Genomic DNA, 15,992 nt, shown 5'->3' with positions numbered 1-15,992 from the left:
GACGGTCTGCATATCGTGGTGCTGATGGGTGGCTGGTCGGCCGAGCGCGAGGTTTCGCTGCTGTCGGGCAAGGGCGTGGCCGAAGCGCTCGAATCGCTCGGCCACCGCGTCACCCGGATCGACATGGGCCGCGACGTCGCCGCCCGGCTCGCGGAGGCGGCGCCCGATCTCGTGTTCAACGCGTTGCACGGCACGCCCGGCGAGGACGGCTCGGTGCAGGGCATGCTCGACCTGATGGGCCTGCGCTACACACATTCGGGGCTCGCCACCTCGGTGATCGCGATCGACAAGGTGCTGACGAAGCAGGCGCTGGTGCCCGCCGGCATCCCGATGCCCGGCGGCCGGATCGTGCGCAGCGAAGACCTGTATGCGGGCGATCCGCTGCCCCGCCCCTATGTGCTCAAGCCCGTCAACGAGGGATCGTCGGTGGGCGTGGCGATCGTGACCGAGGGCGGCAATCACGGCAACCCGATCGCGCGCGGATCGGCGGGCCCCTGGGCGGAGTTCGACGAGCTGCTGGCCGAGCCCTATATCCGCGGGCGCGAGCTGACGACCGCGGTGCTGGGCGGCCCGCAAGGTCCTTGGGCGTTGGGCGTCACCGAACTGAAGCCCAAGAGCGGCTGGTATGATTACGACGCCAAATATACCGACGGCATGACCGAGCATGTTTGCCCCGCCGACATCCCGGACGCGATCGCCGCCGCCTGCCGTACGCTGGCGCTCGACGCGCATCGCGTGCTCGGCTGCAAGGGCGCGAGCCGCAGCGATTTCCGCTGGGACGACGAGCGCGGCGTCGACGGGCTGTTCCTGCTGGAGGTGAACACCCAGCCGGGGATGACGCCGCTCAGCCTCGTTCCCGAACAGGCGCGGCATCTGGGCATGAGCTATGCCGAACTCGTCCAGCGGATCGTCGACGATGCAATGGACGGCGGCAGCCCGTGAGCCGCACGATCAAGCGCGGGCCCCCGCCCAAGCGCCCCGCGCCGCGCAAGAAACAGCCGGTCGCCAAGGTGTCGATCATGGACCGGCTCGTCGGCATGCTGCCGGTGAGCGAGGAGACGCTCGCGAAGATCGTCACCTGGACCTTCACCGGCGCGGCGGCGGCGGCCGTGCTGGGCGCGGCGATCTGGTTCGGCGTGCCCGGCCTGATCGGCGGCGCGATCGCGCAAGGGGCGGGCAAGGCCGGTTTCCGCGTCGAGCAGATCGAGGTGACGGGGCTGAAGCGGATGGACCGGATGTCGGTCTATGCGGTGGCGCTGGAAGACAAGCAGAACGAGACGTCGATGCTGTCGGTCGATCTCGACGCGATCCGCCAGCGGCTGCTGCGCTATGGCTGGATCGCCGATGCGCATGTGTCGCGGCGGCTGCCCGACACGCTGCTGATCGATATCGTCGAGCGCAAGCCCGCGGCGGTGTGGCAGGACAACGGGCAATTGACGCTGATCGATTCGACGGGTGTGCTGCTCGAGCCGGTGCAGGCGGACGCCATCCCCAATCTGCCGCTGGTGATCGGCCCCGGGGCGGATCGGCAGGAGGCGGCCTATCAGACGCTGCTGTCCGCCGCGCCCGCGCTGAAGCCGCGGATCACCGCCGCCACCTGGGTCGGCAACCGGCGATGGGACTTGACGTTCGAATCGGGAGAGACTCTGCTGCTGCCCGAGGATGGTGCGCCCGGCGCGCTGGTGAAGTTCGCCGAGCTGGACGGGGCGCGGCCGTTGCTCGGCCGGGGCTGGCTCCGGTTCGACATGCGCGATCCGGACAAGCTGGTCGCGCGCAAGCCGGGATCGAACGTCGCGCATGCGGTGGCCGATCCGGGGGATGCACCAAAGGGGCAGCCGTCCGGCATCGCGGCGGCATCGGGCAGGGAAGGCTGAGGGGCATGGCGAAGGCGGCACCGGAAGGACTCATCACCGCGCTGGACATCGGATCGTCCAAGGTCTCCGCGATGATCGCGCAGAAGGGCGATGGCGGCGAGCTGATCGTGCTCGGCACCGGCCAGCGCGAGAGCCGCGGCGTCAAGCGCGGCTATATCGCCGACATGGGCGCGACCGAGGCGGCGGTGCGCGAGGCGGTGGAGCAGGCCGAGCGGATCGCCGGGATCAACATCGAGAATGTCTGGGTCGGCTTTTCCGCGGGCGGCCTCGTCAGCGACGTGGCCGAGGTGGAGTTCGAACTGGGCGGCCACCGCGTCGAACAGGGCGATATCGATGCGCTGCTGGCGGCAGGGCGAGGCTCGATCGATCCGCAGGGGCGGATGGTGCTGCACGCGCAGCCCGCGCTCTATACGCTCGACGGGCTGACCGGGGTGAAGAAGCCGTTGGGGCTCCATGCCGATCGCCTCGGCGTGCACATCCATGTCGTGGCCGCGGACGGATCGCCGGTGCGCAACCTCGATCTGTGCGTGCGGTCGGCGCATCTGGAGGTGAAGTCGATCATCGCCTCGCCCGTCGCCACCGGGCTTGCCTGCCTCAGCGACGAGGAGCGCGAACTTGGGGTCGCGCTGGTCGAGATGGGGGCGGGGATCACCAACGTTTCGCTGTTCGCGGGCGGCATGCTCGTCGGGCTTACTTCGATCCCGATGGGCGCGGCGGACATCACCGACGACATCGCCTCGGCCTTCGGCACCCGGCGCCAGCAGGCGGAGCGGATGAAGTGTTTCCACGGCTCCGCCAACGCCTCCCCGCGCGACAATCACGACATGATCCCGGTGACGCCGATCTCGGCCGAGGACGGCGCGGGGGACGGCACGCAGATCACCAAGGCGCAGCTGATCGGCGTGATCCGCCAGCGGCTGGAGCATCAGATGGGCGAGGTGCGCCAGGCGCTCGCACGGCTGAAGTTCGAAGGGCCGGTGGGGCGGCAGGTGGTGCTGACCGGCGGCGGCGCCGAGCTGAAGGGCGTGGCGGATTATGCGCAGCAGGCGCTCGGGCGATCGGTGCGGATCGGGCGCCCGCGCGGGCTGACTGCGCTGCCGGAGGCGCATGCCGGGCCAGCCTTCGCGACGCTGGCCGGGCTCGCCTTCTATGCGGCGACCGATCCCATCGACCTGCGCGGGCTCGCGCCGCAGCAGCAGGTGGTGCACCGCACCCGCGGCATGGGTCTGTTCCGCAAGCTGGTTCAGGCGGCACGCGCGAATTATTAAGCTTTTGTCCCGCCAACGCATTGTTTGCGCTGGCGGGGCGCGAGACGATCGGGCACAAAGGTTAATCAGGGGCCGGGGCGCGTAACTCCCGGAACGGCGGAGATACAGGCGATGAGCATCGAATTCCTCACACCCGAAGTCGACGAGCTGACGCCGCGCATCGCGGTGATCGGCGTGGGCGGGGCCGGCGGCAACGCCATCGCCAACATGATGCGCGCCGAAGTGCAGGGCGTCGATTTCCTGGTCGCCAACACCGACGCGCAGGCGCTCAAGCAGTCGATCGCGCCGCAGCGCATCCAGCTCGGCGCCAAGATCACGCAGGGGCTGGGCGCGGGCAGCCGGCCCGAGATCGGCCGGGCCGCGGCCGAAGAGACGATCGACAGCCTCGCCAAGCAGCTCGAGGGCGCGCACATGGTGTTCATCGCCGCGGGCATGGGCGGCGGCACGGGCACCGGCGCGGCACCGGTGATCGCCAAGGCCGCGCGCGACATGGGCATCCTGACCGTGGGCGTCGTGACCAAGCCGTTCAGCTTCGAGGGCAACCGCCGCGCCAAGAGCGCCGATGCGGGCATCGAGGAGCTGCAGAAATATGTCGATACGCTGATCGTCATCCCCAACCAGAACCTGTTCCTGATCGCCAATGCGAACACCACCTTCAAGGAGGCGTTCAGCATGGCGGACGAGGTGCTGCAGCAGGGCGTGCGCGGCATCACCGACCTGATGGTGATGCCTGGCCTCATCAACCTCGACTTCGCCGACGTGCGTTCGGTGATGCAGGAGATGGGCAAGGCGATGATGGGCACCGGCGAGGCGACCGGCGACAACCGCGCGCTGGAAGCCGCGCAGAAGGCGATCGCCAACCCGCTGCTCGACGGCGTGTCGATGCAGGGTGCCAAGGGCGTCATCATCTCGATCACCGGCGGCGACGACATGCGCCTGCTCGAGGTGGACGAGGCCGCGAACCACATCCGCGACCTGGTCGATCCCGATGCCAACATCATCTGGGGATCGGCGTTCAACCCCGAGCTGGAGGGCCGCATCCGCGTGTCCGTCGTGGCTACCGGGATCGAGGCGGACGCCGCCCCCGCCGCGGCACCCGCCGAGCCGACGCGCAGCTTCAGCTTCGGCGCCCGCAAGACCGACGATACCACCTCGTTCCGCCCCAGCGAACCGCAGCAGCAGGCGCAGCCCGTCGCGGCGACGCCGGCACCCGCTCCCGTGACGCCGGCACCGGTCGCGGCACCCGCCCCCCAGCCGCGCGCCGAAGCCGCCGCGGCCGACGCCGCACCGTCCACTGCGGATGCCGCGGACGAAGAACTGGTGCTGGGCGCCGAGACGATCGTCTCCAGCCCGCCGCGAGCCTATGACGATGGCGCGTTCGGTACGCCGACGCCGGCCCCCGCGCCCGTCGCGCCCACTCCGGCCGCGGACGAGGGCGGCGCGCGCCGCCGCTGGCTCGCGCCCGGCAGCGAGGCAGCGACGCCCGAGTCCGCCCCGGCAGCACCGCGCGTGAAGCTGGGCGGCACGCTGTTCGAACGCATGTCCAACGCCGCGCGCGGCAACGCCAAGGACGACGCCACCGGCGAGGACGCGCCCGTCGACATTCCCCGCTTCCTGCACCGGCAGAACAACCAATAGGCTGTTTCCCGGCGCAGGCGGGGGCCCAGTTGGGAAGGCCGGTATAACGGAGCGATTTTCCGTTACCGTCGTACCCCAACTGGGCCCCGGCCTTCGCCGGGGAACATGCCTCCGCGGGAAGCATGTCTCCGCCGGGGAACATGCGCTGCGCTGGTGAACAGCCCTCCGGCGCGACCCACCGAATGCTGGCGCGAACCCGCTAGAATCCCTAGATCGGCGGCGATGTCGACGCCCAACGCCCCCGATCGGTTCAACGAGGACAAATCCACCTTCGCGGTCAGGGGATCGGATACGCCCGATCTCGCCGCCGGGGTGGCGGCGATCCGCAACGTGCTCGCCACCTTGCCCGCGCGGCCCGGCGTGTACCGGATGCACGATGCGCGCGGCGACGTGCTCTATGTCGGCAAGGCGCGGGCGCTGCGCCAGCGTGTCGTCAACTACACGCAGGTCGATCGGCTGACCAAGCGGCTGCAGCGGATGGTGGCGCAGACGCGGTCGATGACGATCGTAACGACCAACAACGAGGCCGAGGCGCTGCTGCTCGAAGCACAGCTCATCAAGCGCTATCGCCCCGCCTACAATGTGCTGCTGCGCGACGACAAGAGCTTCCCCTTCATCCTGCTGCGCCAGGATCACGACTTCCCGCGGATCCAGAAGCATCGCGGCGCGCGGCGCGCCAAGGGCGATTATTATGGCCCCTTCGCCAGCGCAGGATCGGTCAACAACACGCTGAACGCGCTTCAGAAGCTGTTCCTGCTGCGCTCCTGCACCGACGGCTTCTTCAAGACGCGCGACCGGCCGTGCCTGCTCTACCAGATCAAGCGCTGCTCGGCGCCGTGCGTCGGCCGGATCGACGCGGCCGGCTATGCCGAGCTGGTGGGCGACGCCAAGAACTTCCTGGCCGGTAAGGCGACCGACGTTCAGGCCAAGCTCGGCGCGCAGATGCAGGCCGCCGCCGAGAATATGGATTTCGAGCTTGCCGCGCTGCTGCGCGACCGGCTGAAGGCGCTCACCTTCATCCAGGGCACGCAGTTCATCAACGCCGAGGGGATCGGCGACGCCGACATCTTCGCGATGGCGAGCAAGGACGGCGTGATCGGAATCGAGGCGTTCTTCATCCGCGGCGGCCAGAATTGGGGGCATCGCAGCTTCTTTCCCGGCCATGTCGCGGACGTGCCCGAGGACGAAGTGCTGTCGTCCTTCCTCACCCAATTCTACGAGGAGGTGCCGCCCGCGCGCACCGTGTTCGTCGATCGGGAGCTGCCCGAGGCGGCGTTGCTCGCCGAGGTGATGGGCACGCAGGCCGGGCGCAAGGTGGATCTGAGCGTGCCCCAGCGCGGCACCCGCCGCCGCCTGCTCGATCAGGCCAAGCGCAACGCCGAGGAGGCGCTCGACCGGCGGCTGGCGGAAAGCACGACCCAGGCCCGGCTGCTGCGCGAGGTGGCCGAACTGTTCGAACTGCCCGAGCCGCCCGACCGGATCGAGGTGTATGACAACAGCCATATCCAGGGCACCAACGCACTGGGCGCGATGGTCGTCGCCGGGCCCGAGGGATTTCGCAAGGGTCAGTATCGCAAGTTCAACATCAAGGGGAACGAAGCGGCGACCGACGACGATTTCGGCATGATGCGCGAGGTATTCCGGCGCCGGTTCGCGCGGCAGCTCGACGAGGCGCCCGACCGCGACGACGCGACCTGGCCCGATCTGGTGCTGATCGACGGCGGTCGCGGCCAGTTGAACGCGGCCAAGGCGGTGCTGGAGGATCTGGGGATCGAGGATGTGTGCCTGGTCGGCGTGGCCAAGGGGCCGAACCATGGGCGCGAGGGGCGGGAGGTGTTCCACATGCTCGATGGCCGCGAATTCCAATTGCCGGTGAACGCGCCCGTGCTGTTCTACCTCCAGCGGCTGCGCGACGAGGTGCACCGGTTTGCGATCGGCGCGCATCGCGACAAGCGCAGCAAGGCGATCGGCGCCAGCCCGCTCGACGACGTGCCGGGCATCGGCCCCGCGCGGAAGAAGGCGCTGCTGATGCATTTCGGCACCGCGCGCGCGGTTCGCAACGCCAGCCTGGAGGATCTGCAAAAGGCGCCGGGCGTCTCGCGGACGATGGCGCAGGGGCTGTACGACTTCTTCCACGCGCGGTGATCGGGCGCGCCGCCGTCTTCGCGAACGGGAAGACGCTCGTTCACCCACCCCGTTCGCCCTGGGCTTGTCGAGGGGCCAGTCCTGCAGGCAACGGCGCCCTTGTCGTCGCACACCAAGTCATGAGGATGCCGGAGAAGCCGGTATTGCCGACCGGTCGAAGCACCGATGAGCCTCGAAACGCCCTATCGGGATCCGGCCGAAGAATCGAAAGTCGGATCAGCTTGGAGCGCCGAACCAGAACCGCACGCTTTCTTCACGCGACGCGGTTATGACATGAGCATGCCGACGCCCGTGTTCCTCACGATCGACACCGAATATGCCTGGCGTCACCATCGCGCGGGGCTGGACGGCGCGGCGATCCATGCGCGCTCGATCGAGCCGGCGGGGGTGGGGATCGGCTATCAGCTCGCGGTGCTGCAGCGGCATGGCCTGAAGGCGTGTTTCTTCGTCGATCCGATGCCCGCGCTGCTCTTCGGCATCGCGCCGATCGCGCGGCTGGTGGAGGCGATCCTGGCGGCGGGGCAGGAGGTGCAGCTTCACCTCCATGCCAATTGGTCGGGCGCGACGGTGGGCGATCGCGGCCGATCGCATGCGCGCTTCGAGTTGTTCGACTATGATGCCGGCGAGCAGGTCGCGTTGATCGCGCAGGCGACCGAACTGCTGATCGCGGCCGGCGCGCCGCCGCCGATCGCGTTTCGTGCGGGAAGCTATGCCGCGGACGATGCCACGCTCGCCGCGCTCGATCGGCTGGGCTTCGTCTATGACAGCAGTCACAATGGCGCGGAGGCGCCGCGGTTCAGCCGGATCGGCCTGCCCGCGAACCGGATCGCACCGCTGCGCCGCGGGGTGATCGAGCTGCCGGTCACGACGATCGAGGATGGGGCGGGCCGGCTTCGCACCTTCCAGCTTTGTGCGCTGTCTACCGACGAGGCGCGCGCGGCGCTCGACCATGCGGTGCGCCGGGGCCATGCCGCGGTGACGATCGTCAGCCATGGCTTCGAACTCGCGAACCGCGCGGGCACGCGGCCGAATGCGGTGCATGTCCGCCGGTTCGACGCGCTGTGCCGCATGCTCGCGGCGCGGCGCGCGGTGCTGCCGACGGTGCATTTCGCCGATCGCCCCGCCTTGCCGCTCGACCGCGAAGACCGCCCGCTGCCGCCCCGCGCGGTGCGCCGCCGCTTGCGTCAGGCGGAGCAGCTCTGGTCCAATTGGGTGTCCGAGCGCCGATGGTCGCGCTGAAATTCCAGATCGGCGCAAGGACGTTCGCGCGCGTCGAGCGCCGGCTGGCGCGCGTGCCGCTGTCGCTCGCCGATGTGCTCGCCGGCGTCGTGCCCGTCCTTCCGCCGCTGGATGGTGCGGACGGCTATCTGGTGACGTCGCTCCACGCCGATCTTGCCGCAGCGCTAAATACGCACGGGCTGCTCGCCACCGTTCGGCAACGCTATCGCCGCTATCATGTCGATCTGGCGGACGAACCCGCCTGGTTCGCGGGATTGTCCGGCAACGTCCGCTCGGGGCTCGGGCGCAAGACGCGCAAGCTCGGCGGCGAGGTGCGCGCCTATCGCACACCGCGCGAGGTCGCCGCCTTTCATCCGCTCGCCCGCGCGGTATCGGCGACGACCTATCAGGAGCGGTTGCTCGGATCGGGGCTGCCGCAGGATCCGGCGCCCCTGCTGTCGCTGGCGGCCGAAGACCGGGTGCGGGCATGGCTGATGGTGGTGGAGGGCGTGCCCGCCGCCTATCTGTGCTGCACCGCCGATGGCGACGTGCTTCGCTACGATCATGTCGGCCATGATCCCGCCTTTTCCGATCGTTCGCCCGGTGCGGTGCTGCAGATGGCGGCGCTGCGGGATCTCTTCGCCGATCGCTTCACGCATTTCGACTTCACCGAAGGCGAGGGGCAGCACAAGCGCCAGCTCGCCAGCGGGAGCACCGATTGCGTCGACCTGCTGCTGCTGCGCCCGACGCTTGCCAACCGCGGCCTGCTCGCGGCGCTGTCCGGGTTCGATCGCGCGGTCGGCTGGGCGAAGCGCCGGGCGGCGTCGCCGCGCCTGGCCGCGCTGGCACGGCGGGTGCGGCGTTAAGGGGGGGTGAGCGCTGCCGCGCTCGAACCATCTCCGCGCCTCCGCGCGAACCTTCACCTTCGTGCCGCTACCCACCGGCGCCACCTATGCCCGACCCCCGATCCCACCTAGAAGCGCGCGATGCACATCGTCGCCGAAGCCATTGTCCTGGCCGTCCGCCTGCACGGCGAGAACGGGGCGGTGGTGCGTGCGCTAACCCGCGATGACGGGTTGCAGCCCGGCTATGTGCGCGGCGGCCGGTCGCGCCAGTTGCGGCCGGTGCTGCTGCCCGCCAACCTGATCCGGGGCGAATGGCGCGCGCGTACCGGAGAGCAGCTTGCCGGCCTCGTTCCCGAACTGCTCGTCAGCCGCGCGGCGCTTCACGGCGAGCCGCTCGCCGCCGATGCGATCGCCTGGGCCTGCGCGCTGACGGCGGCGGTGTTGCCCGAGGCGCAGCGTTATCCGCGCGTGTACGACGCGCTGGGCGGCCTGCTGGACGCGGTGGCCGCGGCACCCGCCGCACGCGACTGGGCGGCGGCGCTGGCGCGGTACGAATTGCTGCTGCTCGCCGAGCTGGGCTTCGGGCTGGATCTCGATTCCTGCGTGGCGACCGGCGCGACCAGCGATCTCGCTTATGTCAGCCCCCGGAGCGGCGCGGCGGTCAGCGCAGGGGCCGCGATGGGCTACGAGGCGAAGCTGTTGCCGCTTCCCGATTTTCTGCGGCTTGGCGGCGCGGCGGACTGGCCCGCGATCTTCGCGGCGCTGCGCATCACCGGCCATTTCCTCGAACGCGACCTGTTGATCGAGCGCCAGGCACGCGTGGCCGCGGGCCGTGCCCGGCTGATCGATCGGCTGAAGAGGGCGGTTGCGTGATTCGGGTGCACCCGGCAAGGCATGATCCATGACCCTGATCGCGATCCTGGCCGGCGACGGCATCGGCCCCGAAGTCACCGCCGCGGCGCGCCGCGTGCTCGACACGCTCGACCTCGGGTTGGTCTTCGAGGCGGCGCCCGTGGGCGGCGCGGCGTACCGCGCGGCGGGGCATCCGCTGCCGCCCGCGACGCTCGCGCTCGCGCACCGCGCCGATGCGGTGCTGTTCGGCGCGGTGGGCGATCCGGCATTCGACGGGCTCGAACGCGCGCTGCGGCCCGAACAGGCGATCCTGGGCCTGCGCAAGGAACTCGGCCTGTTCGCCAATCTGCGCCCCGCCAAGCTGTTCGCGGGGCTGGAGGACGCCTCGGCGCTCAAGCCCGCCATCGCGCGGACGATCGACATGGTGATCGTCCGCGAGCTGACCGGCGACGTGTATTTCGGCGAGAAGGGCCGTCGCACCCTGGCGGACGGGCTGCGCGAGGGATACGACCTGATGCGCTATGACGAGGCCGAGGTGGCGCGGATCGCACGCGTCGGGTTCGAGACCGCGCGCACGCGCAAGGGGCGGCTGCTGTCGGTCGACAAGGCGAACGTGCTCGAGACGTCGCAATTGTGGCGCGACGTGGTGATCGAGACGGCCGCGCAATATCCCGACATCGCCCTGTCACATATGTACGTCGATAACGCCGCCATGCAGCTCGTTCGCGATCCCGGCCAGTTCGACGTCATCGTCACCGGCAATCTGTTCGGCGACATCCTGTCGGACCAGGCGTCGATGTGCGCCGGCTCGATCGGGATGCTGCCCTCGGCCGCGCTCGATGGATCGGGCAAGGGCCTGTACGAGCCGATCCACGGCAGCGCGCCCGATATCGCCGGGCGGGGCCTGGCCAATCCCTGCGCCGCGATCCTGTCGGCGGCGATGATGTTGCGGCACTCGCTCGACCGGGCGGATGCGGCGGACCGGATCGAGGCGGCGGTGGCGATGGCGATCCGCGGCGGCGCGCGGACGGCGGATCTGGGTGGCGCGCTTTCCACCGATGCGATGACCGACGCGGTGCTCCAGGGCTTGTGAGCGGACTGCTCGAACTCGCGGTCGTCATCCCGACGTTCAACGAATCGGGCAATGTGGCGACCTTGGTCGCGAGGCTCGATCAGGCGCTCGCCGGCCGGCGGTGGGAAGCGATTTTCGTCGACGACGACAGCCCCGACGGCACCGCGGACGCCGCGCGCACGATCGGCCGGGTCGATGCGCGGGTGCGGGTGATCCAGCGGATCGGCCGCCGCGGCCTGTCCTCCGCCTGTGTCGAGGGGATGTGCGCGACCGCGGCGCCGATCGTCGCGGTGATCGATGGCGATCTCCAGCATGACGAGACGCTGCTGCCGCGGATGCTCGATCTGCTGCAGGGCGAGCCCGCGCTCGATCTGGTGGTCGGCTCGCGCTTCGTCCCGGGTGGCGGCACGGGCGAGTGGGACCGCGACCGCGTCGCCAAATCGGCATTCGCGACAAGGCTTTCGCGGCGGGTGCTCAAAGCCGATCTCACCGATCCGATGAGCGGTTTCTTCATGATCCGCACGCCCGTCGTGCGCCGCCTGGTGCCCAAGATCGCAGCGATCGGTTTCAAGATCCTGCTCGACATCATGACCGCGGCGCCGCAGCCGCTCGCCTTCGCCGAGCTGCCCTACACCTTCCGCGTGCGCACGGAGGGGGAGAGCAAGCTCGATCACGTCGTCGCGATGGAATATCTCATCGCGCTTTACGATCGCAAGTTCGGCCGCTTCGTGCCGGTCCGCTTTGCGATGTTCTCGGCGATCGGGGTGCTCGGCATCGGCGTGCACATGGGCGTGCTGGGCGCGGCGATGCTGCTGGGCAGCGCGTTCCTGCCGGCGCAGATCCTGGGCGCGGTGGCGGCGATGACGTTCAATTTCTTCCTGAACAACATGCTGACCTATCGCGATCGCCGGCTGAAGGGCGCGCGGGCGCTGTTCGACGGGTGGATCTCCTTCTGCGCGGTGTGCGCGGTGGGCGTGGTCGCCAATATCGGGATCGCGGCGTTCCTCTACGACGCGCGCGACGGCACCGCGGCGACGTCGGCGCTGGCCGGCATCCTGATCGGCGCGGTGTGGAATTACGTGCTGTCGTCCAAATTCACCTGGGGCCGTTATTAGACCCAGGATCCGAACCACATCCAGCGGTGGAACGCCTGCGGGCCGGCGAGCGGCGCGGCGGACAGGATGGGGTGGAAGTGGATGAACAGCACCGCCGCCGCCAGCACGAACGCCTCGTCCCAATAGCCCCCGCTCGCACGCTCGCGATCGAACGCGGCGGCGATGGCGAGCGGCAGCCAGATGCTCGGCAGATAGTAATAATAATAGAATCCCAGGGACTTGGGGATGATCGCCCAGATCAGATAGGAGCCGAGCCACAACAGGCCGATCGCCCCGGCCTTGCCGTTCCCGCGCGCGCCCGCCCACAGGCAGGCGGCCACCGCGACGAGGCCGCCCCACATCACCGCTGGATTGCCCAGCAGCAGGATGCCGCGCTGCGCGCCATCGGCCACTTCGTAGAAATACCAGATCGGCCGGAGCATCAGCGGCCAGCCATACCAGGCGGATTGGTAGACATGATGCGGCAGCACCTGCACCTGCTGTGCGTACATCGTCGCCTGGAACGGGATCAGCGTCGCGAGCGTCAGCGGTTCGTCGGCATAGAAGAAGGCGGGCGCGAAGGTGAGGAGATACGCCACCCCGCTCGCAATCCCCAGCAGCGCGAGCGCGGTGAGCGTCGGCAGCCCCGGCCATGCCGCAGGGTGGCGCCGGCGCACCGCCACGAACGCCGCCGCGGCGAAGGCGAGATAGGGCACCGCCGCCCATTTGCACGCGACCGCCAGGCCCAGCAGAATCGCGCCCAGCACCCAGCGCCACCACACTGCCGCGCCCTTGCCCCGCGCGCTCCAGAGCATCGCCGCGATCGCCAGCACGACGAAGGCGGCAAGAAATCCGTCGAGCATCGCGATCCGCGCCTGCACGAACACGGTGAAGTTGAGCATCACCAACAAGGCGCCGATCGTCGCGGTGCGCAGCCGATGGAACACCAGCCAGAGGATGGCGAAGCTGCCCGTCACGACGGCGCTGGCGGCGACGGTCGACAGGATCCGCCAGCCGAGCGGCCCATCGCCGAACAGCCGAATGCCGAGCGCGATCAGGATCTTGCCGAGCAGCGGATGCTCGATGTTGGCAGGATGTCCGAGCGTCAGCAGCGTGCGCGCGGCGGGCACATAATGGATCTCGTCGAACACGAGCTGGTGCGGCGTGGTCAGCCGCCAGCAGAACAGCGCCTGCGCGATCAGGCCGATCGCCAGCGCGGCGGGCAGGGGGCGGCGGAAGAAGCGGGGCACCGCGCCCTTGTTCCTGCATCCGCGCCCGGCGGCAAGCTCCCTTGCAGCCGTCCGTGCGAGCGGGCAAAGCGCGTGGCATGAAGCGCAAGACCGGCCAGGACCGCGAAATCACCCGCCAGTGGCACCCTGCGACGCAGGCGATCCGCGGCGGCACCGCCCGCAGCGAATATGGCGAAACGTCGGAGGCGTTGTTCCTCACCTCGGGCTATGCCTATGATTGCGCGGGCGACGCCGCCGCGCGTTTCGCGGGCGAGCAGGCGGGAATGACCTATTCGCGCCTTCAGAACCCCACGGTCGAGATGCTCGAGGAGCGGATCGCGCTGCTGGAGGGGGCCGAGGCGTGCCGTACGATGGCGAGCGGCATGGCCGCGATGACGGCGGCGCTGCTGTGCCAGCTCCAGACCGCGGACCATCTCGTCGGCGGCCGCGCCGCCTTCGGCTCGTGCCGCTGGCTGACCGACACGCTGCTGCCCAAATTCGGCATCGGTACCACGATCGTGGACGCGCGCGATCCGCAGGCGTTCATCGATGCCGTCCGGCCCGAGACCAAAGTGTTCTTCTTCGAGACGCCCGCCAACCCCACGATGGACATCGCCGATCTGGCCGCGGTGTGCGCGATCGCGCGCGAACGCGGGATCGTCACCGTGGTCGACAACGCCTTCGCCACGCCCGCGCTGCAGCGGCCGATGGATTTCGGCGCGGATGTGACGGCCTATAGCGCGACCAAGATGATGGATGGGCAGGGCCGCGTGCTGGCCGGCGCGGTGTGCGGGACGAAGGATTTCATCGACAACACGCTGCTGCCCTTCACGCGCAACACCGGGCCGACGCTATCCGCGTTCAACGCCTGGGTGGTGCTGAAGGGGCTGGAGACGCTCGACTTGCGCATCCGCCGCCAGTCCGAGAACGCGATGGCAGTGGCGAGCTTCCTGGAACAGCGCGTGCCGCGCGTGCTCTATCCCGGCCTCGCCAGCCATCCGCAGCATGCGATCGCGGCGCGGCAGATGCTGGGCGCCTATGGGCCGATCCTCGCGATCGAGGTGCCCGGCGGGCGCGCCCAGGCGCATGCGCTGCTCGACGCGCTCGAACTCGTCGATATCTCGAACAATATCGGCGATTCGCGCTCGCTGATGACTCACCCGGCCTCGACCACGCATGCGGGCGTCGCCGAGGACAAGCGGCTGGAGATGGGCGTGACCGAGGGGCTGCTGCGCCTCAATGTCGGGCTGGAGGATGTGCGCGACACGATCGCCGATCTCGACCAGGCGCTGACGGTCGCGGGGCTGTGAAGGCGCTCTTTCCCCATGCGCAGACGACGCGCGGGGTGACGGTGCGCGTGTCGGTCAGCTATCTGCCCGAGCAGTCCGAGCCCGATCGCGGCCGCTGGTTCTGGGCCTATCACGTCCGCCTCGAAAACGACGGTGCGGGCGCGGTGCAGTTGCTGACGCGGCACTGGGTCATCACCGACGGCCGCGGCGCGCGCCACACCGTGGAGGGCGAGGGCGTAGTCGGCGAACAGCCGCTCGTCGAGCCCGGCGCCAGCTTCGACTATGTCTCGGGCTGCCCGCTCGCCACGCCGACGGGCGCGATGCAGGGCAGCTATCGCATGGTGGACGAGCGCGGCGACGTGTTCGATGTCGAGATTCCGCGGTTCGCCCTGCTCGCGCCTGCGGTGACCCCGTGAAACGGACTCACCTGCCGCTGAACGGGATGCGAGTCTTCGATGCGGCGGCGCGGCACCTGTCGTTCACGCGGGCGGCGGACGAACTCGCGGTCACTCCTGCGGCGGTAGGGCAGCAGATTCGCGCGCTGGAGGATACGCTGGGCGTGGTCCTGTTCCGCCGCACTACGCGTGGGCTGGAACTGACGCCCGAGGCGGAGGGCGGCCTGCCGGCGCTGCGCGGTGGGTTCCTCCAGTTCGAGGAAGCGGTGCGCGCGATGCAGGCGGGGCAATCGTCCAAGTCGCTGACGATCGCGGCGCCGCGCGACGTGACCGAGAAGTGGCTGATGCCGCGGCTCGCGGCGATCGCGGCGGCGGATCCCGATCTGCGCTTCGTGTTGCTGAGCGCGGACGAGGGCGTCGATTTCACCGAAGCCAATCTCGATCTGGCGATCCGCTGGGGCGAGGGACCGGGCGGGCATGAGGGCGAGGCGATCGCCTCCGAAGGCCTGGTGACGGTCGCGCGGCCGGGCGGCGCGGATGCGGCCATTGCCTGGATCGGCGGGCCGGACGAGGCGGCGGCGCTGGTGCATGTCGCCGATGCGGGGTTGGCGATCGACGCGGCGACCGCGGGGCTGGGCCGGGCGACGGTGCCGGAATTGCTCGCCGCGCCCGATCTGGCTGCGGGACGGCTGATCGCGATCGGCGAACCGCGCCCGTCGCGCAGCGGCTATTGGCTGGTCGCGCCGCTGCCGCAGTGGCGCCAGAAGAAGGTGCGCGCACTGGTGGATGCGCTGACGGGCTGAACCTCCGGGGCGAGGCCGCGTGGGGCGTGGTTCACGCGGAGGCACGGAAGTGGCGCGCGTTCGGGAGTGCTGGCTCTAACCGCCGGTGATCGGAGCGGGATGACGACCACTTGATTCCATCACCCACTCCGTTCGTGCCGAGCTTGTCTAAGCACGCTTTGCGCATCCGTGCGTTTGCGTATGGCACAGGCCCTTCGACAGGCTCGGGGCGAACGGGGTGAGGTAAGGTCTCGATGGTGCGCCAGGCGCACCTGCTCCGCGTCCTCCGCG

At 69.7% G+C, this 15,992-nt stretch carries 14 protein-coding genes; 13 read left to right on the top strand and 1 reads right to left on the bottom strand.

From position 1 onward, the window contains the following. The first annotated feature begins 6 nt into the window (after window positions 1-6). From OXQ95_RS03255 to OXQ95_RS03210, 10 genes are all read left to right on the top strand, one after another. Window positions 7-942: a D-alanine--D-alanine ligase gene (locus OXQ95_RS03255; protein ID WP_267380071.1), complete on the top strand. Its 936-nt coding sequence runs from the start codon at window positions 7-9 to the stop codon at window positions 940-942. Continuing rightward, window positions 939-1,874, top strand: coding sequence for a cell division protein FtsQ/DivIB (locus OXQ95_RS03250; RefSeq protein WP_267379588.1), 936 nt, complete (start codon window positions 939-941; stop codon window positions 1,872-1,874). Before OXQ95_RS03255 ends, OXQ95_RS03250 begins: the two co-directional genes overlap by 4 nt. Window positions 1,875-1,879: 5 nt before the next feature. Then, complete coding sequence (ftsA, locus tag OXQ95_RS03245; RefSeq protein WP_242096149.1) at window positions 1,880-3,142, top strand: cell division protein FtsA; 1,263 nt, start codon at window positions 1,880-1,882, stop codon at window positions 3,140-3,142. Window positions 3,143-3,253: 111 nt separating this feature from the next. Then, a complete protein-coding gene (gene ftsZ, locus OXQ95_RS03240; protein WP_267379584.1) occupies window positions 3,254-4,780 on the top strand; it encodes a cell division protein FtsZ in 1,527 nt (508 codons plus the stop codon). Window positions 4,781-5,002: 222 nt separating this feature from the next. Continuing rightward, window positions 5,003-6,925: an excinuclease ABC subunit UvrC gene (gene uvrC, locus OXQ95_RS03235; protein WP_242096151.1), complete on the top strand. Its 1,923-nt coding sequence runs from the start codon at window positions 5,003-5,005 to the stop codon at window positions 6,923-6,925. 279 nt (window positions 6,926-7,204) lie between these two features. Next, window positions 7,205-8,164 (top strand): polysaccharide deacetylase, encoded by a 960-nt coding sequence (locus tag OXQ95_RS03230; protein WP_267380070.1) that lies wholly within the window; start codon window positions 7,205-7,207, stop codon window positions 8,162-8,164. Continuing rightward, window positions 8,152-9,009, top strand: coding sequence for a GNAT family N-acetyltransferase (locus OXQ95_RS03225; protein WP_267379581.1), 858 nt, complete (start codon window positions 8,152-8,154; stop codon window positions 9,007-9,009). Before OXQ95_RS03230 ends, OXQ95_RS03225 begins: the two co-directional genes overlap by 13 nt. A 120-nt stretch (window positions 9,010-9,129) precedes the next feature. After that, window positions 9,130-9,861, top strand: a complete 732-nt coding sequence (recO, locus tag OXQ95_RS03220; protein ID WP_242096153.1) for a DNA repair protein RecO — start codon at window positions 9,130-9,132, stop codon at window positions 9,859-9,861. A gap of 28 nt (window positions 9,862-9,889) precedes the next feature. Beyond that, on the top strand, window positions 9,890-10,933 hold the full coding sequence (leuB, locus tag OXQ95_RS03215) for a 3-isopropylmalate dehydrogenase (protein WP_267379577.1): 1,044 nt from the start codon (window positions 9,890-9,892) through the stop codon (window positions 10,931-10,933). After that, window positions 10,930-12,027: a glycosyltransferase family 2 protein gene (locus OXQ95_RS03210; protein WP_267379575.1), complete on the top strand. Its 1,098-nt coding sequence runs from the start codon at window positions 10,930-10,932 to the stop codon at window positions 12,025-12,027. Before leuB ends, OXQ95_RS03210 begins: the two co-directional genes overlap by 4 nt. On the opposite strand, the gene OXQ95_RS03205 is transcribed toward OXQ95_RS03210, so the two are convergent. Further along, entirely contained in the window at window positions 12,024-13,256 is a 1,233-nt protein-coding gene (locus OXQ95_RS03205; protein ID WP_267379571.1) for a phospholipid carrier-dependent glycosyltransferase, read from the bottom strand. The two genes, OXQ95_RS03210 and OXQ95_RS03205, sit on opposite strands and share 4 nt — an antisense overlap. A 77-nt stretch (window positions 13,257-13,333) precedes the next feature. Between OXQ95_RS03205 and OXQ95_RS03200 the strand changes: the two genes are divergently transcribed. The 3 genes from OXQ95_RS03200 to OXQ95_RS03190 are packed head-to-tail and all read left to right on the top strand — an operon-like array spanning window position 13,334 to window position 15,722. Continuing rightward, window positions 13,334-14,545, top strand: coding sequence for an aminotransferase class I/II-fold pyridoxal phosphate-dependent enzyme (locus OXQ95_RS03200; protein WP_267379568.1), 1,212 nt, complete (start codon window positions 13,334-13,336; stop codon window positions 14,543-14,545). After that, window positions 14,542-14,940: a Co2+/Mg2+ efflux protein ApaG gene (gene apaG / locus OXQ95_RS03195; RefSeq protein WP_242096158.1), complete on the top strand. Its 399-nt coding sequence runs from the start codon at window positions 14,542-14,544 to the stop codon at window positions 14,938-14,940. The genes OXQ95_RS03200 and apaG overlap by 4 nt, the downstream gene beginning before the upstream one ends. Then, window positions 14,937-15,722: a LysR family transcriptional regulator gene (locus OXQ95_RS03190; protein ID WP_242096159.1), complete on the top strand. Its 786-nt coding sequence runs from the start codon at window positions 14,937-14,939 to the stop codon at window positions 15,720-15,722. Before apaG ends, OXQ95_RS03190 begins: the two co-directional genes overlap by 4 nt. Window positions 15,723-15,992: the final 270 nt, after the last annotated feature.

Origin of the sequence: Sphingomonas sp. GC_Shp_6 (assembly GCF_026540835.1) — a bacterium.
GTDB lineage: Bacteria > Pseudomonadota > Alphaproteobacteria > Sphingomonadales > Sphingomonadaceae > Sphingomonas.
Note: the sequence above shows the minus strand (reverse complement) of the source record. Positions and strands in the feature narration are given on the sequence as shown.

Bases quoted from the DNA above. Each gene is read 5' to 3' on its own strand.
- OXQ95_RS03200 (WP_267379568.1), top strand. From the start codon at position 13,334: ATGAAGCGCAAGACCGGCCAGGACCGCGAAATCACCCGCCAGTGGCAC.
- ftsZ (WP_267379584.1), top strand. From the start codon at position 3,254: ATGAGCATCGAATTCCTCACACCCGAAGTCGACGAGCTGACGCCGCGC.
- OXQ95_RS03225 (WP_267379581.1), top strand. From the start codon at position 8,152: ATGGTCGCGCTGAAATTCCAGATCGGCGCAAGGACGTTCGCGCGCGTC.
- OXQ95_RS03230 (WP_267380070.1), top strand. From the start codon at position 7,205: ATGCCGACGCCCGTGTTCCTCACGATCGACACCGAATATGCCTGGCGT.
- recO (WP_242096153.1), top strand. From the start codon at position 9,130: ATGCACATCGTCGCCGAAGCCATTGTCCTGGCCGTCCGCCTGCACGGC.
- ftsA (WP_242096149.1), top strand. From the start codon at position 1,880: ATGGCGAAGGCGGCACCGGAAGGACTCATCACCGCGCTGGACATCGGA.
- uvrC (WP_242096151.1), top strand. From the start codon at position 5,003: ATGTCGACGCCCAACGCCCCCGATCGGTTCAACGAGGACAAATCCACC.
- leuB (WP_267379577.1), top strand. From the start codon at position 9,890: ATGACCCTGATCGCGATCCTGGCCGGCGACGGCATCGGCCCCGAAGTC.